The organism is Alteromonas sp. (assembly GCF_984505615.1).
This window is the reverse complement of the sequence record NZ_CFHOXV010000043.1, coordinates 1,443-20,326: the sequence shown is the minus strand read 5'-3', so window position 1 is coordinate 20,326 and position 18,884 is coordinate 1,443. Positions and strand designations below refer to the sequence as shown.

The window sequence follows — 18,884 nt, the reverse complement described above, 5'->3', positions numbered from 1 at the left end:
TCGCTTTTGTAACGTAAAGCAGCAAAGGCATCAGCGGCTTTACGATCATCACCGGTTAAACAGGATAAATGGCAGCGAAATCTATGACCATGAGATGGTCGCTAGTGGCGAATGCCACTTAATTTGAGAATCTCTGCCAGCGAGAATTTCAACGTATCAATAAGTTGTAAATTCTCTGGAAATTCACTGACACTTAAAATGAGATTTATTTTTCACAGTCTGTTGTTCCGGCTATAGGATTTGCTTCAAGATGCATCTGTTAGAACAAGTAGCAGTAAGAATCCTTGTTAAGGTGACGATAACGATGTTTGAAAAACACAAGTAAGGCATGTGGTAGTCACACAAAAATCTCGTGCTGGCAGAAAATCTCATTTTATATGGCAGTATTCAGGACTGATTAACAATAGTATTTCCACACTAAATTTAACATAATATACATTATGCGCAATTAAGTATAAATGTGCATCGGGGCATTACTGTGTCGTTTCCGGCTAAGTTGAGATATTGGTTGTTGCACGCTTTTGTAGCTCTGAGCTCGTTGGCCTTTCGATGCGGTTCATATATCTGCCGGAATCATGCGCGCCAGCAAAAAGTATGTGAAATGAATGTTCCAAATGTTCCTTTCGTTTGTATTCGCGACTTACAGTGATTACCATTACCATCGCCGTTACCGTTGTCTACGATAAATGAAACTTCTGACACCAGACATCAGCGTTCTTTTGATTCACTGAAATCCTTCTATTACTCAGCATGTAGCTTATCTAAATTAATATTCTCCGCATGTTCGAATTTTGGTTATCAAGGTGCCAGATTATTATGCGACGCTACGTAAAATCTGAGATAAATTGCGACCTCTGACCTTGCAGATTTCACGTAGCGCACGATTCGTTTTCAGGCGTTAGACATGATTTTTGAATGATGAATTTGCAACAGCTTGTCAGAATCTGCTTAGCCGAATTTAAAGAGTTTTCCAAGTTTAATGCCTATAAGTGCTTTCCGGGCATTACAAGACCAATGCATAGAAAACGCCGGATAAATGAATTGCTCAATGGATGATAAATTGTTGCTGTGCTTGTATATGAGCAAAATGGTGTTATGAGGAAATTGCTGTAAAGCTGATGTTTTGCGTATGATGGCCTGATTTACTTGTTTCAGAAGTTCTTTATTGAATCATTCACCGGACACTTGAACGTTTGTACGAAGCCTGAATTTAGAGATATTCAAATATTTCCGCAATACTGGATAGATATACAGGCTTCTTACCAACAGATACTTTTCGTTAATGAATTCATCACGCATGATAATTCTAGTTATCATGCGTGATGAATTAAAATGTGCATTGTATTCAGTTAGTTAGGATAATCTAAATTGCTTTATTTAAATTGTGCCAAGTACTTTAGTTCTCTGATCCAGTGAGTTTTAGTTCTGTGAATCCATAATGCCCTTAGCCCCGTTTTGATCATACACATATACCTCCAACTCAAAAAAATTAGAAAATAAACAAAAGCAAATCATGATAATATTCAACAGATTAAATGGTCTTTGAGTAGAGAAACGTCTATCTCCCACCGCTAAAATACAGGATAAAGGAGCTATCTTTTTGCAGTATCTCGTCATTCAATTTATGCGTTCACCCATAGTGTTAATGTGCGCCTCTATTCTGTTGTGGATGCTTTATCCGCCGGTGGTTAACTACCTGATAGACCGCTCCAGCCCCATCTTTGTCGCTGCTACTTCGCATACGCTGGCTGCTATTTCTACGCTTGTGGTCGTTATGATCATGTTCGCAAAGCGGCAACAAGCCTTTTTCTCCGGTATCGCAGCCCATTTCAAAACACCGGCGCTTCTTGTCCCCACACTGTTTTCCGGTGCCCTTATCTGCGCAAATCATCTGCTTTTATATGCGGCACTGAACATGTCGCAGGAATTTGATGTTATTGCCATTCTCATATTCGAAGCCTGGCCGATTGTATTTTTCTACATAGACAGCACGTTGCGTAAGAAGCACAGAACCACCACGGCGAACGATTATATTTTCTCCGCAGCAGCGTTTGCCGGTTTCATCGTTCTGATGAGCCCGAATCTGGATATTGCAGACTGGCTGCTGCTGGAAAGTCCAATGATAAATACCATTTTGCTGGCGGCATCAGGCGGGCTTGCTATGGCAATTAACTGCTATATGCGCATGAAATGCATGGATGCCTGGTCTGCTATCTCAGATAAAAATGCTCTCAACCTCAGCTCATTGAATAAAGCTTTACTGACGGAATCAGGTGTTCGTTGTGTGGCTGCACCCGGTATGCTCGCCATCCTGTTTTTGTTTGGCGATACAGCAAATCAGTTTGATTATATGGATTATGCGCTGGTGGCCTTTGCCGGTATCGCTATTCTGGCGCTGGGAAGTTTGCTCTACGATTTATCCGTATTTTCAGCGTCGAATGCGTCTGTCAGCGTGTTCTGGTATTTCATGCCTGTCGGCGCGGTAGTGATCCTTGCTTTGTTACAGGGCAGATTACTCAATCAATATGAAGCGGTTGCATCAGTTCTTATTGTGTCGGCGAATATTTTTCTTGGTCTTCGCTTTCCTCTGCGTTCATCGCTGCTCATTCTTTTCAGTACCGTATGTATGGTGGGGATATGGGTGTTATTCGCGCCAACTTATCCCATTGACTCGTATTACGATTTACTCGCTGTATCCACGGTCTTTTTTGTCCTGTTGGGTACTTTTGCTCTTGAGCGGACAACATCCCTTAACCGGGAACGGGAACGTTTGCTGGTAGAGTTTAATGATTCGGTGATGCAACTCCCCTCCTCTGCACCGGCCGGCGGCGTATCTGCTGAGAAGTACAAAGCACTGATAAATAATTATATCGTTAAACATTTATACGTGTTCTTACGAGCTTTTAACGGTGCAAAGGATATGCGCAATGCTCAGCTGGAAATTCAGGACATTAAGAAAGTACTGATTGCCGGTACTGAAAATACTCCGATATATCGAGAGCGTTTGCTGGATAATTTCCAGGTGGGTCAGAAACTGATGACCATGGAAAGTGACAGAATTCCACCGGAAGAACTGGTCATTCTCATCTTGCTTGGCGCAACGAACGTCTTCTTCTCACTCATATTTCGTCCTGAAAGTTTCTCCACGGCCTTGTTTGCGCTCATTCTGGCTACTTCGGTTATATTTCTCATTCTGGTTATTAATGAACGGAATCAGTATATCCAGATCCGCCACGATCACGCGCTGGTGTGCCGGGACTTACTGGAATATGCAAACGAATTTAAGCAGAAATCAGGCGCGCAAGATTTTGACAGGCAGCATGATGCTGTTGAGCGTAGCCTGAGCCTGAAAACGGTCGGACCCGAAACCGTGAGTCACAGTTACTGGATTTTCAGTATTTTTGTGTTTTTGTTTTGTGGATTCGGCTACGGCTTTTTATATGAAACGCTGGATGATGTGAAGCGGGATGAGTCAGCGCCCATTCTGTCGAAGCGCGATTTAAATAATGCCGAACTGAATATTGCCTTACTGGACTGGCCGACAGCTCAAATAAAGGCGCATATTCTTGCCACGATAATTAATGAACACACAGAGTCGCGGGCACAGCTCGTCAAAGTTACTCATGAGCAAGCCTTCAAACAGATGGGCCAGCACGACGGCGACATTGATGTGCATCCGGATATCTGGCTGGCTAACAATGCTGACTTGATCCGCCGGTATGTGCGGGCGTTCGAAACAGTTAAGTTGGGTGAAAGCGCCGGTACGGGAAAACAAGGTCTCTGTTATACCGATTTTACAGCGCCGGCGACGTTAGCAGTAAACGATCTGGTTACTCCGGAAAATGCATCTCGTTTTGACATGTCCGGTAATGGTCGTGGTGATATTTGGGTTGGTGCCAAAGGCTGGGCATCAGTGGCAATTGAGAAGCGACGTCTTAACGCCTATGGTCTGGATGCGTATTATGACTATCACGTGTTTGACCTGGACTTGCTGGAGCAACTGATTAACCGCAACAATCAGAATGAACAGCCTGGCTTATTCTTCTGCTATTACCCTGATGCATTGTTTGGAAACCGCCATGTGCATTTTGTTGAAGAGCCTGCACATGACGCCGCAATATGGCAAGCCATTTTCAAAGCTCAGGGACTCAATAAACTCAGCACAGGTACCTCCTGGCCGCAAAGTGAAATCAAACTGGGTTTCCGTTCGCAACTGGAAACGCGTTCCCCCGAGTTGCTGAAGCTGTTAAACCGGTTTGTGATTGATGACGCAGAACTGGTAGCAATGCTCTCCGCAGTAGAAAATGGTGAGGATATTGAAACCGTGTCTCAACAATGGGCAGACAACCATAAAGATTTGATCCTTGAATGGCTGACGGGTTTTACTTTACGGGATAATACTGAATAGGCTTTCCCTGCCCGACATACACAATAACTGTATTTATATACAGCCAGTGTCAATTTAGATATACTGCCGGCATCGTACTCCCACGTATGCCGGCTTTCCCCTTCATGCGTGACACCCGTTTGAATACCTGTATTTTTTAAGGATCTGACATGAAGTTGCCGGCATCTCAACAGTTACAGTTTACAGACTGTTACCGCGATGCTGTGAATCAGTACTTCAATGATATTTTCTCACGGTTACCCCGTAACACGCAGCGTGCCTACATCAGCGATTTCAACGAGTTTGTTATATTCTGCGAGCAATCCGGATTGAGCGGTTTTAATGCGTCATTTGAAAATAACGAACTCTGTGTCAAACGTTATGTAGAGATGCTATGTCAGTCGCCTCTTGCTTACCGCACCATCAAACGCAGGCTCAGTGCGTTGAGTAAATTCCTGGGTATTGCCAAATTGCCAAACCCCATTGTGCAGTCTGTCTATCTTAAAGACTTCATCCGGCTGTCACTGGCTGAGAATGAAAAATACCAGTTCAGTCACCATCAGGCGGTACCGCTGACACTGGATTTGCTGGAAAAAATTAATGATCGCGTGATCCCGGACACCCTGCTGGAAATGCGCGATCTGGCCATGATTAATCTGATGTTCGACGCGCTGCTCAGGGCCGACGAAGTAGTACGAGTTTGTTTGTCTGACATTAATAAACGCACTAACGCCCTGCTCGTCTTAACATCAAAAAGTGACCAGACCGGCAAAGGCCAGTACAGGTACATTTCTCCCAATACGCTGGATATGATTGACGAGTATGTTGCTGAAGCGAATTACGACCCTCAGCAAAAAGTTGAGCGAAGTGAAGATGATCCGCGAAGGATAAACAAAGGCGTGTTGTTCCGCCGCGTCTCAAACAGAGGCCACGCTCTGTTGCCTTATGATGAAAGTGCGAATTTCAAACAGGCCCCGAAGCTGGAATACTCGAGCATTTATCGCACCTGGAAACGCATTGCTGCACTTGCTGGTATTCAGGAAAATATCACCCCTCACAGCGGTCGTGTGGGTGCGGCTGTTTCACTGGCAGAAAATGGCGCCACGCTACCTGAAATGCAGCTTGCCGGAGGCTGGCGCTCTCCGGAAATGCCCGGTCACTATGGCCAGCAGGCGGCTGTTAAACAAGGCGGCATGGCCAGATTAACCAAGCGACAAAAGCGCCGGAGTTAAATAAACGGGCGCCTTATTTATCCGCTAGCGGAAATGTATCGAACTGCAAACCGTCGAATCCTGAGACCATGAAATTGCGAATATTTGCGTGGTCGGTACCTTCGGGGTGCTTAAGCACATCTTCACGGTAATAACTGCCAAAAAGTGCGAGTGTCTGCGCCTGTGTTAACCCTAGTAGCTGGCCGAGGGCCAGCAGTTTACAGGATCCGTTATTTTGATTTGCTTCATTGTTAACTGCGCCATTGCTGAAAGCAGAAGGCGTAAAAGTGTAGTTATCGTCAACAAAAGAAATCACATCGCTGAATACAATTTCATCCGGGGCGCTGGCCAGTTGAGAGGTTAACGCTTCAACACTACTGAAAGACATAAGAACTCCGCTATTTAAAAAACAGCCGGCATTGTGCCTTATTCTCTTGCTAAGAACCATGTTCAGACAGCCAGACCTCATCAATAACAATACCGTTTTGATTCACTGAAAGGGTCACATTGTGCGTTCCCTTATTCTGCCTTCCCAGGTTTACACTATTTTCAATGCGGTTATTCAATACGCCCTGCTTCCACTGCTCGCTTCGTCCTTTGGTGTTTAGCGTAAATATTGTGATTGGTTTTTGTGCCAGAGATATTGCGATCTCATGAGAAAAATCATTGGAATGCACGGGTAACGTGGCAACGTTCAACGTTACATTCTGTGCAACATCAAGAGTAAACTGGTAGGTAAGTGCGGCCTTTTCTGAGAAGTGTTTCAGCTTCAGCGGATAAAGTGTTACTGCTTTAGCGGAATAGCCCAGGTCTCTCACTTCCTGCCAGCTGTAACCCTCAGGTGAAGTGAATTTTACTGATGCCGGTTTGATTTGCTTACTTTGGGCCCCGTCGTTAACTCTTTTACGCTTTTGCTTTTCGTCATCCGTCAATGTAATCATTCCCGGCTTGTTAAAAACCGGCAGCTTGCGCGGTGCAGCATCCATCATGCCGGCCCATTTGCATTCAGATAATCCGTTATATTGCTGAGTTAGCCCGTTAATAGTGCTATGTGCATTCAGTGCCTTTTCCATGAGCTTATCAGCTACTGACTGTGAATTTGCAAAGGCAGCTTTGTGCCTGAACAGCCATTTTTTATTCATTTCTGAGGACGCCTGCACCGGATAGCTCATAAGTTGAAACCAGGCTGATTGCTCATCAGGTTGAATGCCTTTGCCCAGTTCAAAAATGGATGTCTCAAGCTTTTGGTATTGCTGGAGACGGTTTTCAATGGTTTCTTCGTTCCATCCGGATAATTGGGTTTGTGTCGTTGGCTCGGTTTGACTCCATCCCATGAATTCCGGGCGACGGATAAAAGCCAGATGGTAATAGTCAAATAACAGATCTGCAGCGCTTTGTGGGTCAGAAATCGCAAAATCTCTATCCAACTGATAAGTTGCGAACGTCTTTGCGTCAGACACTTTATCCGGCCCGTACCACCCGAGATGTAAGAACCATTCCATATTGTATTCAAGGGGTTTGATGTCACCCACATTGGCTATCCAGATACGGTAAGCACCATTTTCAAATGCACGTTGCATTTCAAAGTGTACTAACGCGGGATGGGTACTGCTCAGCCACAGGTAATCATGGGGTCTGCCCCAGTAGCTTAAATGATAATACACCCCTGCTCCGCCTGACCGTTTTTGTTCAGCACGGTTACTGTGCCGGCGGATATAACCGTAGTTATCATCAGGCCACACCAGTGTGACATCGTCAGGCACAGACAATCCCATTTCGTACAGTGAGAGTACTTCTTTATAGGGTGTAAACATTTGCGTAAGCGTTTCTGCGGGCTTTCCAAAAACCGCTTCAAGTTGTGCACGCTGGGTATTGATAGCCTGCTGTAAAGTGTCTTTGGCTTGCTGCCGGGAATGTATACCTTCCATTCCGCTGTCATGAATGCCGCGCATACCAAGAGTAAACATCGCAAGATCAGACATATCACTGACCTGCTCAACTCGGCTTCGCCAATATTCATTGACCCTGTCGGCATTATTCGTGTAATTGAAATCACCTGATTGCTGCTTGTCCCATTCATCCACATTGTTTCTCAACATGGGTTCGGCATGAGAACTGCCTACATGAATGTGGTAGCGCTGCGCCATCTCCTTGTTGCCCGGCACAGTGAAGAAAGCACGGGTACCCGGATGCATAGCAGGCCAGATGGTATTGGCTTTTAATCTGAGCAGTAACTGAAAAACTTTTTCATAAGTCCGGGGCCCTATATTAGCAGTATCCGGCTCGAATGTATGAGACGCCCATGGCAGCAAGCCCCAGTCTTCATCGTTAATGAAAATACCGCGGTACTTCACAGCAGGACCTTCAACAACCGGTAAGTTGTCCAGCGTTAGCGGCACGTTGGCTTTTTTCACCGGCACATCCGCCCACCATTGCCACGGTGAAATGCCCATTTTTTCGGCTAACGTAAACAGACCGTATACCGTGCCACGCACATCAGCACCGGTGATCACCAGAGTGTCCTGTTTTGTGTGAATGGCAAATGCTTCATGATTTCCATGAGGAAATGCACTGGCATTGAGTAGCGGTAATGAGCCATCAACGTTTATGCGAATAAATGGTATTGAAGCTGCCTCGTCATCGCTTTTGACCACAACAAAAGTCGAACCGGTGCGGGCAGATAAATCATCCGCCACATCTTTGGCGGCCCATTCAATGAGCGGATCACGGCTTTGTACAACAATAAAACGCACAGACGGTTCATCGACCGAAATAGTGAATCGCTCTCCGGAAGAAAATACGGCGTGTGATGCAGACAACAGAACAGCGAAGAGAAAGCAACGTGTGAGCATAGTGAGCCTGGCCTGAATAAAGTGTTGCGGGATAAGGATGGGGTCATAAGAACTTATGACCCCGTAAAGTAAAGCTGCCTAGTTGTGATAGCGCACGCCAAGGAAGAACTGTCTTCCCGTGTTGTTATATTCCCGCACCATGTCCAGCGAACCGTCGCCGGTGACGAACAGCCGTGAATACTCATCAGTCAGGTTGATGACTTCAAAGGAGAACGTCAAATTATCCGACCAGTTATAGAATGATGAAAAGTCGATATTTGTGGGACCCGTCACTCCATTTTCCGCATTGCCGGTGATGCCGGGGACTTCGATAAAGTAGTCATCCCTGCTGTTTGCCGACAGGCGGGCACCATACTTTTCTGTTTCGTAGTACAAGGTGAAGTTATAGGAATTCTCGGAAACACCCACGATTTCCCCGGAGCTTACACGCGTGTAGTTTGCCACTGTCCCAAAATTATCAAACGGCGCGGGCAGGAAGTTAAATGGCTGCTGGTAGCTGATTTCAAAGCCATTAATGGTTGTACCGTCGCCATTGTCATAGGAATAATGGGTATAAGGTTCATTGAACGGATTAACCGTTATCGCAGGGTCATAAACCGGATCGTTATTGATTGCCGTGTAATAAATACTGTCGACCAGTTTTTCTTCCTGTGTGCTGCGAATATAGGTTTCTATGTCTTTATAAAACAGTGTGGCAGACAATAACGACTCTTCGTCAAAATACCACTCTACGCCAAAGTCCACATTGTTAGACACATAGGGGTCAAGGTACGGATTACCCACCGTCACGAATCCTTCGATGTAGCGAAAAGCAGGATTGCCCGGGTTCAGCGTATTTAAGCTGGGGCGTGTCATTGAGCGCGTCAGTCCTAAACGCACGATGAGATCATCTGCAGGCTCCAGTGCCAGATTCAGAGCCGGTAAAAAGTTCTTATAGTCATGTTCAGCGACGATGGTTTCTACAGAATTTTCCAGCCGGATATATCCCGTTGACGTGGCGGTGGTATCCACATAACGCATACCAAAGTTGGTACGCAAAATCATATCAGCGATATCGAAGTCTGTATTAAACTCCAGATAAACGGCCATGGTCTCTTCTTCTACCTGCGTATTTTTCTGATCCTGAGATTGCCAGTTTAGGGGGCCGATAGCGTCTTTTACTGCATCAAAATCAGCCACTACAAAAGGAAACAAATTTCCGTCAAAGCCGTCGCCAAAATTACTGATTGGCAGCATTTCTGTTAAGCCTTCTGCAGATCCCGTGGAAAAGGTTGGCAGACCGAAATATTGGCGGGAGACTTTGCGGTTGTTGTACGCCACACCGGCCTTAACTTCCACCATATCTGCCACATATTTTCCATCAAATTTAGCGGTCAGGTTTTCTTTATCAGTCTGATCCTGTAAATCATAAGAGGACAAGTTGTACAAGGCAGGATCGTTATAATCGAACTGGAAATCGAGCAGCGCAGCATTGGGGTTACCCGTAAAATCGAATCCGAAACTATGCGGCTCAGTGCTGTCCATAATGTGACGAAATTCATCACGGGAAAAATCGATTTCTGCATACCCCACCATGGCATCCACGATGAGACGGTCTGTTAAGCCAAACTCTCCCGATAACACATACTGGTTAAATGCCGTATCACTGGTGGTCTCACGGCTCTCAACCCGGTTAGTTATGCCATCAAATTCGCCGGCAATAATTTGCTGGCCATTGGGCGCTACAGTAACCGATGTTGGTGTGATTTGATTGAAGTAATTTCTGAACATAGCGTACATGTGATAGTACGAGCGCTCATTTTCCAGTTGTGAATGTAAGTAGTCGAAGGTAAGTAACACATTATCAGACGGTGCATACTGAAATGAAGAAGTAATACCCAGGCGAGTCTGTTCGTTACCGAAATAATCCGGCCGCGGGATCCGGGGGGCGTATAAACAATTGATGGCGTCAACATCCGCACCATTTAACTGACAATCAGCACCGGACGGCGAACCGGAAATGTTTGTACTGCTGGTATCCGCGTAAGTCATATTATTGTTAACCGGCGTTTGCCAGCCTACGGTTCCGAAGCCTTGCTGGTTAACGTTCCGGGTCGAATAAGCCAGTGAGAAAAGGACACCAAACTTATCATCGTCAAAGGTATTGCTCACCATTACCGCCGTGCGGGGGTTGGTCTCTTCAGAGACATCGTTGTAGTTCGCCTGGGCCGAACCGGCATAATGAAAGCCCGGATTATCAAAAGGCTTGGCGGTATACAGATTAACAGAACCCGCGATACCACCTTCTTCCATTGATGCAGTGGGTGATTTTTGCACGTCCACGCGATTAAATAATTCAGACGCAAATACGTTGAAGTCAAATGCACGCCCGCCGCTCAGAGCGGAAATTGACGAGTCCAGCTGATCGGTTTCCGCCGGTATTTCCATACCGTTCAATGTTGCACGGGTAAAATCCGGGCCGAGGCCCCGCAGTGTGATACGTCTGCCCTCACCGCCTTCACGGCTGATTGAGACACCTGAAATACGTTGTAGCGATTCGGCTAAGTTTAGATCAGGGAACTTACCAATATCTTCGGCGGATATGGACTCCATGGAATTCACGTTAGCGCGTTTTGTCAGCAGGGATTTGTTCAGTGAGCTTCGAAAGCCTTTTACTTCGATAACTTCTAACTGGTCGCCGGTAGCGCTCTCCTGTGTGTTGTCCTGAGCGAGCGCATTTGTCGTTAAGCCGGCATGCAATACGGTAATAATGGAGAGTGACAGTTTCTTCAATTTCATAACGGATCCTTTGAAGAGTGAAACGTCACACATTCAAACCGCATGACTTTTCACCATTTATTTACAATAAATTCACGTTAAATTTGAAGATATTCAGGGTCAATCAAAATCAATTATATAGCGTCATTTTGTGTCACCGGGTTTCAATTATGAATAATTTCCCGGTGACAAAACTATTTTACAACGCAGGAAACTCTTCAGGTAGTGACCGGGGAAACTCTGCTTCGAAGAGGCTGACAATTCACAGTATTTTTAAGTAAATATTTTTAAAATCAATGGGCTGCCCCTCACTTTGAAATGCAATATAACCTGATTTCAGGTTTTTCATCTGTTCCCATGTCGCCGGGTTTTCACCGGTGACCAGATCGTCCTTTTTAGCGAGAGCTAAATCATATTCAAGAACCACATCATCATTGATAAGTTGAGTAACGTGCCCGTCTTCAACGATCAGTTCGCCCCTCACCCATTCACCGGCGGGGAACGTGGGCGATGACGAGTTAAGGCAGTGCTCAGGATAAATATCACCCTGATAGTAAATTTCTGTACCGGGCGAACACATATTTCCTGTAGGTCTTGCCACACCGGCTTCACGCTCAGCCAACAGCTGCATTTCCACCGAAACCGGCCAGTTTTGATCCGTGAGGATGGAATCAGCAGACTGACTGGCAAACATTACACCACTGTTTAATCGTGCGTAGCCCGGGGCGCTTTCAAGAAAGTCTCCGGTAAAGCGGTACTCAAATTTGAGATGAAAGTTGGTTAATTCAGCTTCATAGAAAAGATGGCCGAATTGTTCGTTGAAGTCATCATAGCCATCATAACGTATAAGCAGCATATCTCCTGAAAACCGGAATGTGTTGGCAAAATTTACCCCTGAAGGATGATGATTAATTTTTGCAGTCCAGTTTTTCTGTTCTGCCGGCGACAGTAAATTTTGCCAGCCATCACCGTTGTTTTGAGTCGTTGAGCAGGCAGAAAGTATCAGCAAGCTACTAAGCAGAATAGCAAAATGAGAAACGGGTAGTTTTGTAATCATGGGGATACCAGTGATGTCGGTTGAACTGACTTGTCTATCACTGTCCTGGTACACAGCCAATGTAAACCGCAGTTTTTCTGTATTAAGTTTCAATTGTAAAACTCAACAAAAGCAAAACTTAATCACAGGAGCTGGTCATCAATCACTACAGAATATTGCATTTCATCCGGTTTCATCGCACTATTTCATGACTATTTATCAAGCCGCCTTTCTAACCGACTGAAAATAGTATGGAAAAATAACTTTAAAAAAGGATAAATAAAATGAGCGAAATTCCCGCGAACACTAATGCATCAGGCAGCACTGCCAAGATTGTCTATATCCTGTATCTGGTAGGCATATTATTTGGTATCACCGGCCTTGTAGGGGTTGTGATGGCCTACATAAATAAATCAGATGCACCGGAATGGCTGCAAAGCCACTACCGATTCCAAATCCGTACTTTCTGGATAGGTTTCCTCTACCTGGTGATCGGCTCTATTCTGTCAATTGTGCTGATAGGCTGGCTGGTTATTCTGTTCTGGGTTGTCTGGCTGATTGTTCGTTGTGTGAAAGGCATGAAGTATCTTGATAACAATCAAGCCCACCCGGATCCTGCGGGCTGGATGTTCTGATATCAACAGTCGTGCCGGCTTTGTTTATTGCCGGCACATCTTTTAGAGCAATATATTACTGCTTCCCAGTTCCGTTCCCACTTTTTGCGCCATGTAAATGGCCGCTGGCAAACCGGACACATCTTCTGCGGTAAATCAGACTTCTTCATTTTTACTCAGTTTTGTCAGAAAACGCTGACCGTCTTCCCGCATTGCCGCGATTTTCTCTTCCGCCATTCTGTCGTAGCTTTTATAGACAAGCGCCATTCTCGGGTTCTTCCGTAACTTGTCCTGATGGGCATCGAGGAAGCGCCAGTACAAGTAGTTGAACGGACAGGCTCCTTCTCCGGTTTTTTTCGATACACTGTAACCACAGTGCTTGCAGTAATCAGACATCTTATTGATGTAGCTGCCACTTGCTACATAGGGTTTGCTAGCGAGATTGCCGCCATCGGCGAATAAAATCATGCCGGAGACATTAGGTAATTCGACCCACTCGTAGGCATCTGCGTACACCAGCAGATACCATTCCTGCACTTCAGCGGGTGATAACTCACACAATAATGAAAAATTACCTAACACCATCAAACGCTGAATATGGTGTGCGTAGGCATGTTTTTTAGTGTCAGTAATGCACTGACGCAGACAATTCATATTGGTGTAGCCGTCCCAGAAAAAGTCGGGCAAGGTTCTTTTTGCATTGAAATAATTATCTGTCTGTAACCCCGGCATGTAATGCCAGTAAAATCCCCGCACAAATTCACGCCAGCCAATTATCTGCCGGATGAAACCTTCTACGGAATTCAGTGGTGCTTCACCGGCATGCCAGGCGGCTTCTGCCTGCTGAACCACCTCCCGGGGACTGAGCAAACCGCAATTGATGTAAAAGGACAGATGGGAATGAAACAACCATGGCATGTTATGACGCATGGCGTCCTGATAGCGGCCAAAGTCCGGTAGCCGTTCGTCAATAAAGCGGTTTAATACCTCAAGTGCACCGGCACGATCGGTAGCATAATGAAAATCATCTAATTCACCGAAGTGATCACCGAACTCTTTTTCAACCAGACTGATCACGTCCCGGGTTATCTCATCGGGCTCAAATTTTACCGGTGGTGGCGGAGTGACACTAGCGGGCATGGACTCTCGGTTTTTCGCATCGTAGTTCCAGTCTCCCCCCGCCGGCGCACCATTTTCCATAAGAATGCCGGTTTCTTTGCGCATTTCCCGGTACCAGAATTCCATACGAAGGGTTTTCCGTCCTTCAGCCCATTCAGCAAACCTGGCTTTACTGGCATAGAACCGTTCGTCGGGTAACAGATCCACAGGCACACCGAGCTGACTTTCCCACTGCTGCATACTCTTCAGTAAACGGTATTCACCCGGTTCAGTGACAACGATATTATCAACATCGTGTTTACTCACCAGCGCTTTTACTTCATTCAGCAAACTACCCTGATTATCGGGGTCATCGTACTTCCTGTAATGCACCTTAAAGCCGTGATCTTTCAGTTCTTCTGCGAAATGCCGCATAGCTGAAAATAAAAATGCAATCTTCTTTTTATGGTGCTTCACATAAGTGGCTTCTTCTTTCACCTCCGCCATCAATAAAATATCGCGGGTTTTCACCGCGTCAGTGATCACCGGTAAAGTGGCGGTAAGCTGGTCGCCAAGTATCAATCGCAGAGTACAGCCCATGATTACCCCTTAATTTCATCAAAGGCGTCCAGTGCCCGTTGTCGTGACGCTTTTAAATCTACCAGAGGTTCAGGATATTGATTTCCAAGCTCAACACCAGCCTGTTTGAGCGCTGCCTTGTCCGCTTCCCAGGGCTTATGAATATATTTGTTGGGCAATTTTTTCAGTTCGGGACACCAGGTACGTACGTATTCGCCCTGCTTGTCGAATTTCTCCCCCTGCAACACCGGGTTAAACACCCGAAAATAGGGCGCGGCGTCGGCACCCGACCCCGCCACCCACTGCCATCCGGCGGTATTATTCGCACCGTCAGCGTCAGCCAGACAATCCCAGAACCAGGCTTCTCCCTCACGCCAGTCGGTAAGTAAGTTCTTCACCAGAAATGAACCGGTAATCATCCGTACGCGGTTGTGCATATAGCCGGTGTGCCATAATTCCCGCATGCCTGCATCGACAATAGGGATACCCGTGCGGCCCTTCTGCCAGGCTTGCAAATCTTTCTGGCTCCGGCGCCATGGAAATTTATCAAACTTCTCATTGAAGTTCTTATCGGGGAAGTCAGGAAAATGATAGATAAGGTGATGGGCAAATTCCCGCCATCCCAGTTCACTCAAATAGGTATCGATATTCTTATCATCACTGTTGCCAAAGGCATCCTTAATGGCATACCAGATTTGATTAGGAGATATTTCTCCGGCATGAAGATGCGGGCTGAGCAACGATGTGCCCTGCACAGCCGGTATATCCCGGTCGGTTTTATAATTCGCTGCGGCTTCGTCTATGAAGGTAGCAAGCCGGTCGGCTGCACCGTCTTCTCCCGGTGTCCACATTTTTTCGATGCCATCGTACCACTGAATATCAGGCATCAACCCGAGATCATCAATTGACATACCTGCATTGTCCACATCCGCGTAAGTGATTCTGGCTACCGGCGCCTGGGGAAAGCGTGGCTCAGCGGCCTGTAAGCAGCCTTTACGGTAAAACGGCGTAAATACTTTATAGGGTGAACCTGATTTATTCTCAATGTCCCAGGGCTCCCACAACAATGACCCATTGAAACTCTTCACCGTTTTGCCGTCATCTTTCAGGGCCTGCTTCAGTTTTTTGTCTCTGGCCACATGCCACGGCTCATACAACCGGTTCCAGAAAATATGCTGCACATCAAACCGTGCCATGAGTTCAGGAATGAGGTCTGCCGGGTCGCCGCTGAATACCTGCAAATGGCCGTTAAGGCGATCATTAAGGGAGTTTAATGATTGATGTAACCACCATTTAGTTACACTACCGGGGAGTCGTTTTTCCGGTAGAGACGTATCTGCAATGTATACAGGGATGATTTTACCAAGGTCGCAGGCGGCGTTCAGCGCGGGATTATCTTTCACGCGCAAGTCCTGGCGGAACCACATAATGCTGACGGGTACCGGCACGTTGTTATCCTTTTTTATTCAGAATGATGCAATAGATACGGCATTGTAATAAATCTGATTACAAACGGGTGAAAATTAAGGTTTTGTAATGAAAACATCGCACTACACAAATAGCAGTTATCCGGCCCGTGTGAGGGGCATTTTCTGGTTCCGTCAGGATTTACGGCTTGACGATATGCCAGCACTGGAAGCGATGTGTCAGAACGTTACGGAGTTGCTGCTGGTATATGTCAGAGATAGCCGGCTGTCAGAAACCACACCTTTCGGCACACAACGCACCGGCGCAATCAGAGAGCAGTTTATCGCTGAGTGCCTGGATGAACTGGATGATGCCCTGGTACCTCTTGGCCAGAGGTTACTTGTTCTCGAGGGCAACCCGGCAGTTGTCATTGCAGAACTGATAAAAAAATACGATGTAAGCTGGCTTGGCGCACATGTGAATCCGGGCTTTTACGAATTGCAGGACTGGCAACATGTGGTTGATGCCTGTGATGGTATTAATACGGTGTATAGAGAAGCCGGCTCCCTGTTTAATCAGTCTTCGCTCCCCTTTTCTCTTAACGAAATGCCCGGGCAATTTACACAATTCCGCAAGCAAATAGAACACAACACAATACCGGAGTTACCGTTAGATCCTCCGGTATCATACCCACCGCCCTTCGCCACCGAAGTGCAATCTGTGACGGCTGTACATGAGAAAAGCAAAACACCTCCTCTTTTTCGTGGCGGAGAAAGTGCTGCGCTGGAACGGCTGAATGAGTACTTTTTCAAACACCGGCATGTGCTGCGCTATAAAGAAACCAGAAATGCGCTGGATGACGATACGGCCAGTACACGTTTCTCACCCTGGCTTGCGGCAGGCGCCTTGTCTCCCCGACGTGTATATCTTGAGCTCAGGCGTTTTGAAGATGAAGTGGAAGCCAATGAGTCCACATACTGGGTGTATTTTGAATTATTGTGGCGGGAGTTTTTTCATTTTGCGCAGCTTATGCCCGGCAAAGACTGGTATCTGCAGGCAGGACTGCGGGATGAAAAACGTCCCTGTCACCACGATGCGGACAAAATAATCCGCTGGCAACAAGGAAGAACCGGCTACCCGATTGTTGATGCCTGCATGCGGCAACTGACGCAAACCGGTTTCATGTCTAACCGCGGCAGACAACTGGTTGCCAGTTGTCTGGTCCATGAACTGGGACAAAACTGGCAATACGGGGCGGCCTGGTTTGAACAATGCCTTGTAGATTACGACCCCGGCAGTAACTGGGGTAACTGGCTCTACCTTGGCGGAGTGGGTCATGATCCCCGTGGTCACCGCCAGTTTGACCTTGAAAAGCAGACGAATATGTACGATCCGGAACGGACATTTATCAACAAATGGCTGAGCTGAAGCCCGATATTGCGGTGGTTTGGCTCAAACGGGATTTACGTCTGCGCGATCATGCCCCCCTGAAAGAAGCCGTCCGGAGCGGTTTGCCGGTGCTGTTAGTATTCTGTTATGAGCCGGAACTCATGCAGGATCCGCACATGAGCGACAGACACTGGCGCTTCATCTGTCAAAGTATCACCGATTTAAACGACCAGTTGCCGGGCTCTGCCACAGTGCTGACTACAACTCGTACAGTTGAAGCGACCTTCAGCGAAATAGCAACGCACTGTACAGTCCGGGAAGTGTACAGCTATCAGGAAACCGGGCTTAAAATTACCTACGATCGTGATTTACTCATGCAGGCCTGGTTTCAGGCACGGCAGATACGCCATATTGAATTTGCCAGCGGCGCTGTAAGCCGGGGACTGATAAACCGCCGGCACTGGGAAAGACACTGGAAAGCGGTAATGTCACAGCCTGTTGACGACATTGCCTTAACCACAGTGAACTGGTGGCAATGGACGACATCACCGCTGGAAAGTATCGCAGGCTCGCCCTCTTATCCGCACTGTGCACACATGCAACCCGGCGGCGAACGTCGTGGATGGCAGGTTTTAAAACACTTTCTTGCAGATCGGGGCAAGCGATACCATCAGGGCATATCCAGGCCGGCGGATGCACGTATCACCTGCTCACGGCTCAGTCCTTATCTTGCGTGGGGTAATCTGTCAGTAAAACAGGTCTTTCAGTATATTGAATACCGTAAGTCTGAACTCATTCATCAGCGAGGCGGTGACGGAGCGCTCTGGAAGAAGGCTTTGAATGCACTGATGTCCCGTATCCACTGGCACTGTCATTTCATTCAGAAATTTGAAAGCGAACATGAAATGGAGTGGCGGGCACAAAATGCGGGATATGCAAGCTTTCCTTACATCGACGGACCGGAGGCCAGCAGACGCACCTGGCTGTGGATAAACGGGAAAACGGGTTACCCGCTGGTGGATGCCTGTATGCGGGCGCTCGCTGCCACCGGCTACCTCAATTTCCGCATGCGTGCCATGGTAACCAGTTTCCTGTGTCACCATATGAACGTGCACTGGCGGCACGCGGCAGAATACCTTGCCAGTGCCTTTCTTGATTTTGAGCCCGGTATTCATTTTCCGCAAATTCAGATGCAGGCCAGTATTACCGGTATACATACCGTCAGGTTATATAATCCTGCAACCCAGTCGGCCAGGCTCGACCCTGAAGCTGCGTTCATAAAAAAATGGGTACCGGAACTCAAAAATCTGCCGGCGGCGCTGTGTCATAATCCGGCAGATATTCCGCCGCTGGAAGCAGTGATGCTGGATTTTGATATACAACGGGATTACATGCTGCCGGTGATTGATATCAGACAGCACAATAAACAAACCGCAGAGCGGCTGTGGTCTTACAGGGAAAGAGAAGATGTGCTCAGAGAGTCAGCCCGGATCGTCAGAAAGCACACGACTTCCGCGAGTCCTTCCCGGCGCTGGTTAAAATCCAGGGCTAGCG

Annotated in this window: 12 protein-coding genes; 5 read left to right on the top strand and 7 right to left on the bottom strand. The window is 46.9% G+C overall.

Translation table 11 applies throughout. The features are described 5' to 3' along the window. The first annotated feature begins 1,600 nt into the window (after positions 1-1,600). The gene (locus AC4PME_RS17625; RefSeq protein ID WP_491046299.1) at positions 1,601-4,408 is read left to right on the top strand and encodes a glycine betaine ABC transporter substrate-binding protein; all 2,808 of its coding nucleotides are present in this window, start codon (positions 1,601-1,603) and stop codon (positions 4,406-4,408) included. Positions 4,409-4,557: 149 nt separating this feature from the next. Next, positions 4,558-5,619, top strand: a complete 1,062-nt coding sequence (locus AC4PME_RS17620) for a tyrosine-type recombinase/integrase (RefSeq protein WP_491046300.1) — start codon at positions 4,558-4,560, stop codon at positions 5,617-5,619. A 13-nt stretch (positions 5,620-5,632) separates the two neighbouring features. On the opposite strand, the gene AC4PME_RS17615 is transcribed toward AC4PME_RS17620, so the two are convergent. The 4 genes from AC4PME_RS17615 to AC4PME_RS17600 form a co-directional block, all read right to left on the bottom strand. Next, on the bottom strand, positions 5,633-5,986 hold the full coding sequence (locus AC4PME_RS17615; protein ID WP_491046301.1) for a HopJ type III effector protein: 354 nt from the start codon (positions 5,984-5,986) through the stop codon (positions 5,633-5,635). A gap of 49 nt (positions 5,987-6,035) precedes the next feature. Next, complete coding sequence (locus tag AC4PME_RS17610) at positions 6,036-8,450, bottom strand: glycosyl hydrolase 115 family protein (protein WP_491046302.1); 2,415 nt, start codon at positions 8,448-8,450, stop codon at positions 6,036-6,038. A gap of 78 nt (positions 8,451-8,528) precedes the next feature. Continuing rightward, positions 8,529-11,228, bottom strand: a complete 2,700-nt coding sequence (locus AC4PME_RS17605; RefSeq protein WP_491046303.1) for a TonB-dependent receptor — start codon at positions 11,226-11,228, stop codon at positions 8,529-8,531. Positions 11,229-11,469: 241 nt separating this feature from the next. Continuing rightward, positions 11,470-12,264 carry a 3-keto-disaccharide hydrolase gene (locus tag AC4PME_RS17600; protein ID WP_491046304.1) on the bottom strand — a complete coding sequence of 265 codons (795 nt, stop codon included), beginning with the start codon at positions 12,262-12,264 and terminating at the stop codon, positions 11,470-11,472. Between the two features lie 263 nt (positions 12,265-12,527). Between AC4PME_RS17600 and AC4PME_RS17595 the strand changes: the two genes are divergently transcribed. Next, on the top strand, positions 12,528-12,878 hold the full coding sequence (locus tag AC4PME_RS17595; RefSeq protein WP_119501372.1) for a DUF4870 family protein: 351 nt from the start codon (positions 12,528-12,530) through the stop codon (positions 12,876-12,878). Positions 12,879-12,880: 2 nt separating this feature from the next. On the opposite strand, the gene AC4PME_RS17590 is transcribed toward AC4PME_RS17595, so the two are convergent. Genes AC4PME_RS17590 through AC4PME_RS17580 form a run of 3 tightly spaced genes read right to left on the bottom strand, consistent with a single transcriptional unit; the run spans position 12,881 to position 15,982 of the window. Beyond that, complete coding sequence (locus tag AC4PME_RS17590; RefSeq protein WP_491046305.1) at positions 12,881-13,027, bottom strand: DUF2256 domain-containing protein; 147 nt, start codon at positions 13,025-13,027, stop codon at positions 12,881-12,883. Then, a complete protein-coding gene (locus AC4PME_RS17585) occupies positions 13,014-14,555 on the bottom strand; it encodes a cryptochrome/photolyase family protein (RefSeq protein ID WP_491046306.1) in 1,542 nt (513 codons plus the stop codon). The genes AC4PME_RS17590 and AC4PME_RS17585 overlap by 14 nt, the downstream gene beginning before the upstream one ends. Positions 14,556-14,557: 2 nt before the next feature. Then, positions 14,558-15,982 carry a cryptochrome/photolyase family protein gene (locus AC4PME_RS17580; protein WP_491046307.1) on the bottom strand — a complete coding sequence of 475 codons (1,425 nt, stop codon included), beginning with the start codon at positions 15,980-15,982 and terminating at the stop codon, positions 14,558-14,560. An 88-nt stretch (positions 15,983-16,070) separates the two neighbouring features. Here AC4PME_RS17580 and AC4PME_RS17575 point away from each other — a divergent pair, with 88 nt between their 5' ends. Continuing rightward, the gene (locus AC4PME_RS17575; protein ID WP_491046308.1) at positions 16,071-17,369 is read left to right on the top strand and encodes a DASH family cryptochrome; all 1,299 of its coding nucleotides are present in this window, start codon (positions 16,071-16,073) and stop codon (positions 17,367-17,369) included. Continuing rightward, positions 17,357-18,884: cryptochrome/deoxyribodipyrimidine photo-lyase family protein (locus AC4PME_RS17570; RefSeq protein ID WP_491529678.1), on the top strand; the 1,528-nt coding region annotated here is incomplete at its 3' end. The genes AC4PME_RS17575 and AC4PME_RS17570, both read left to right, overlap by 13 nt.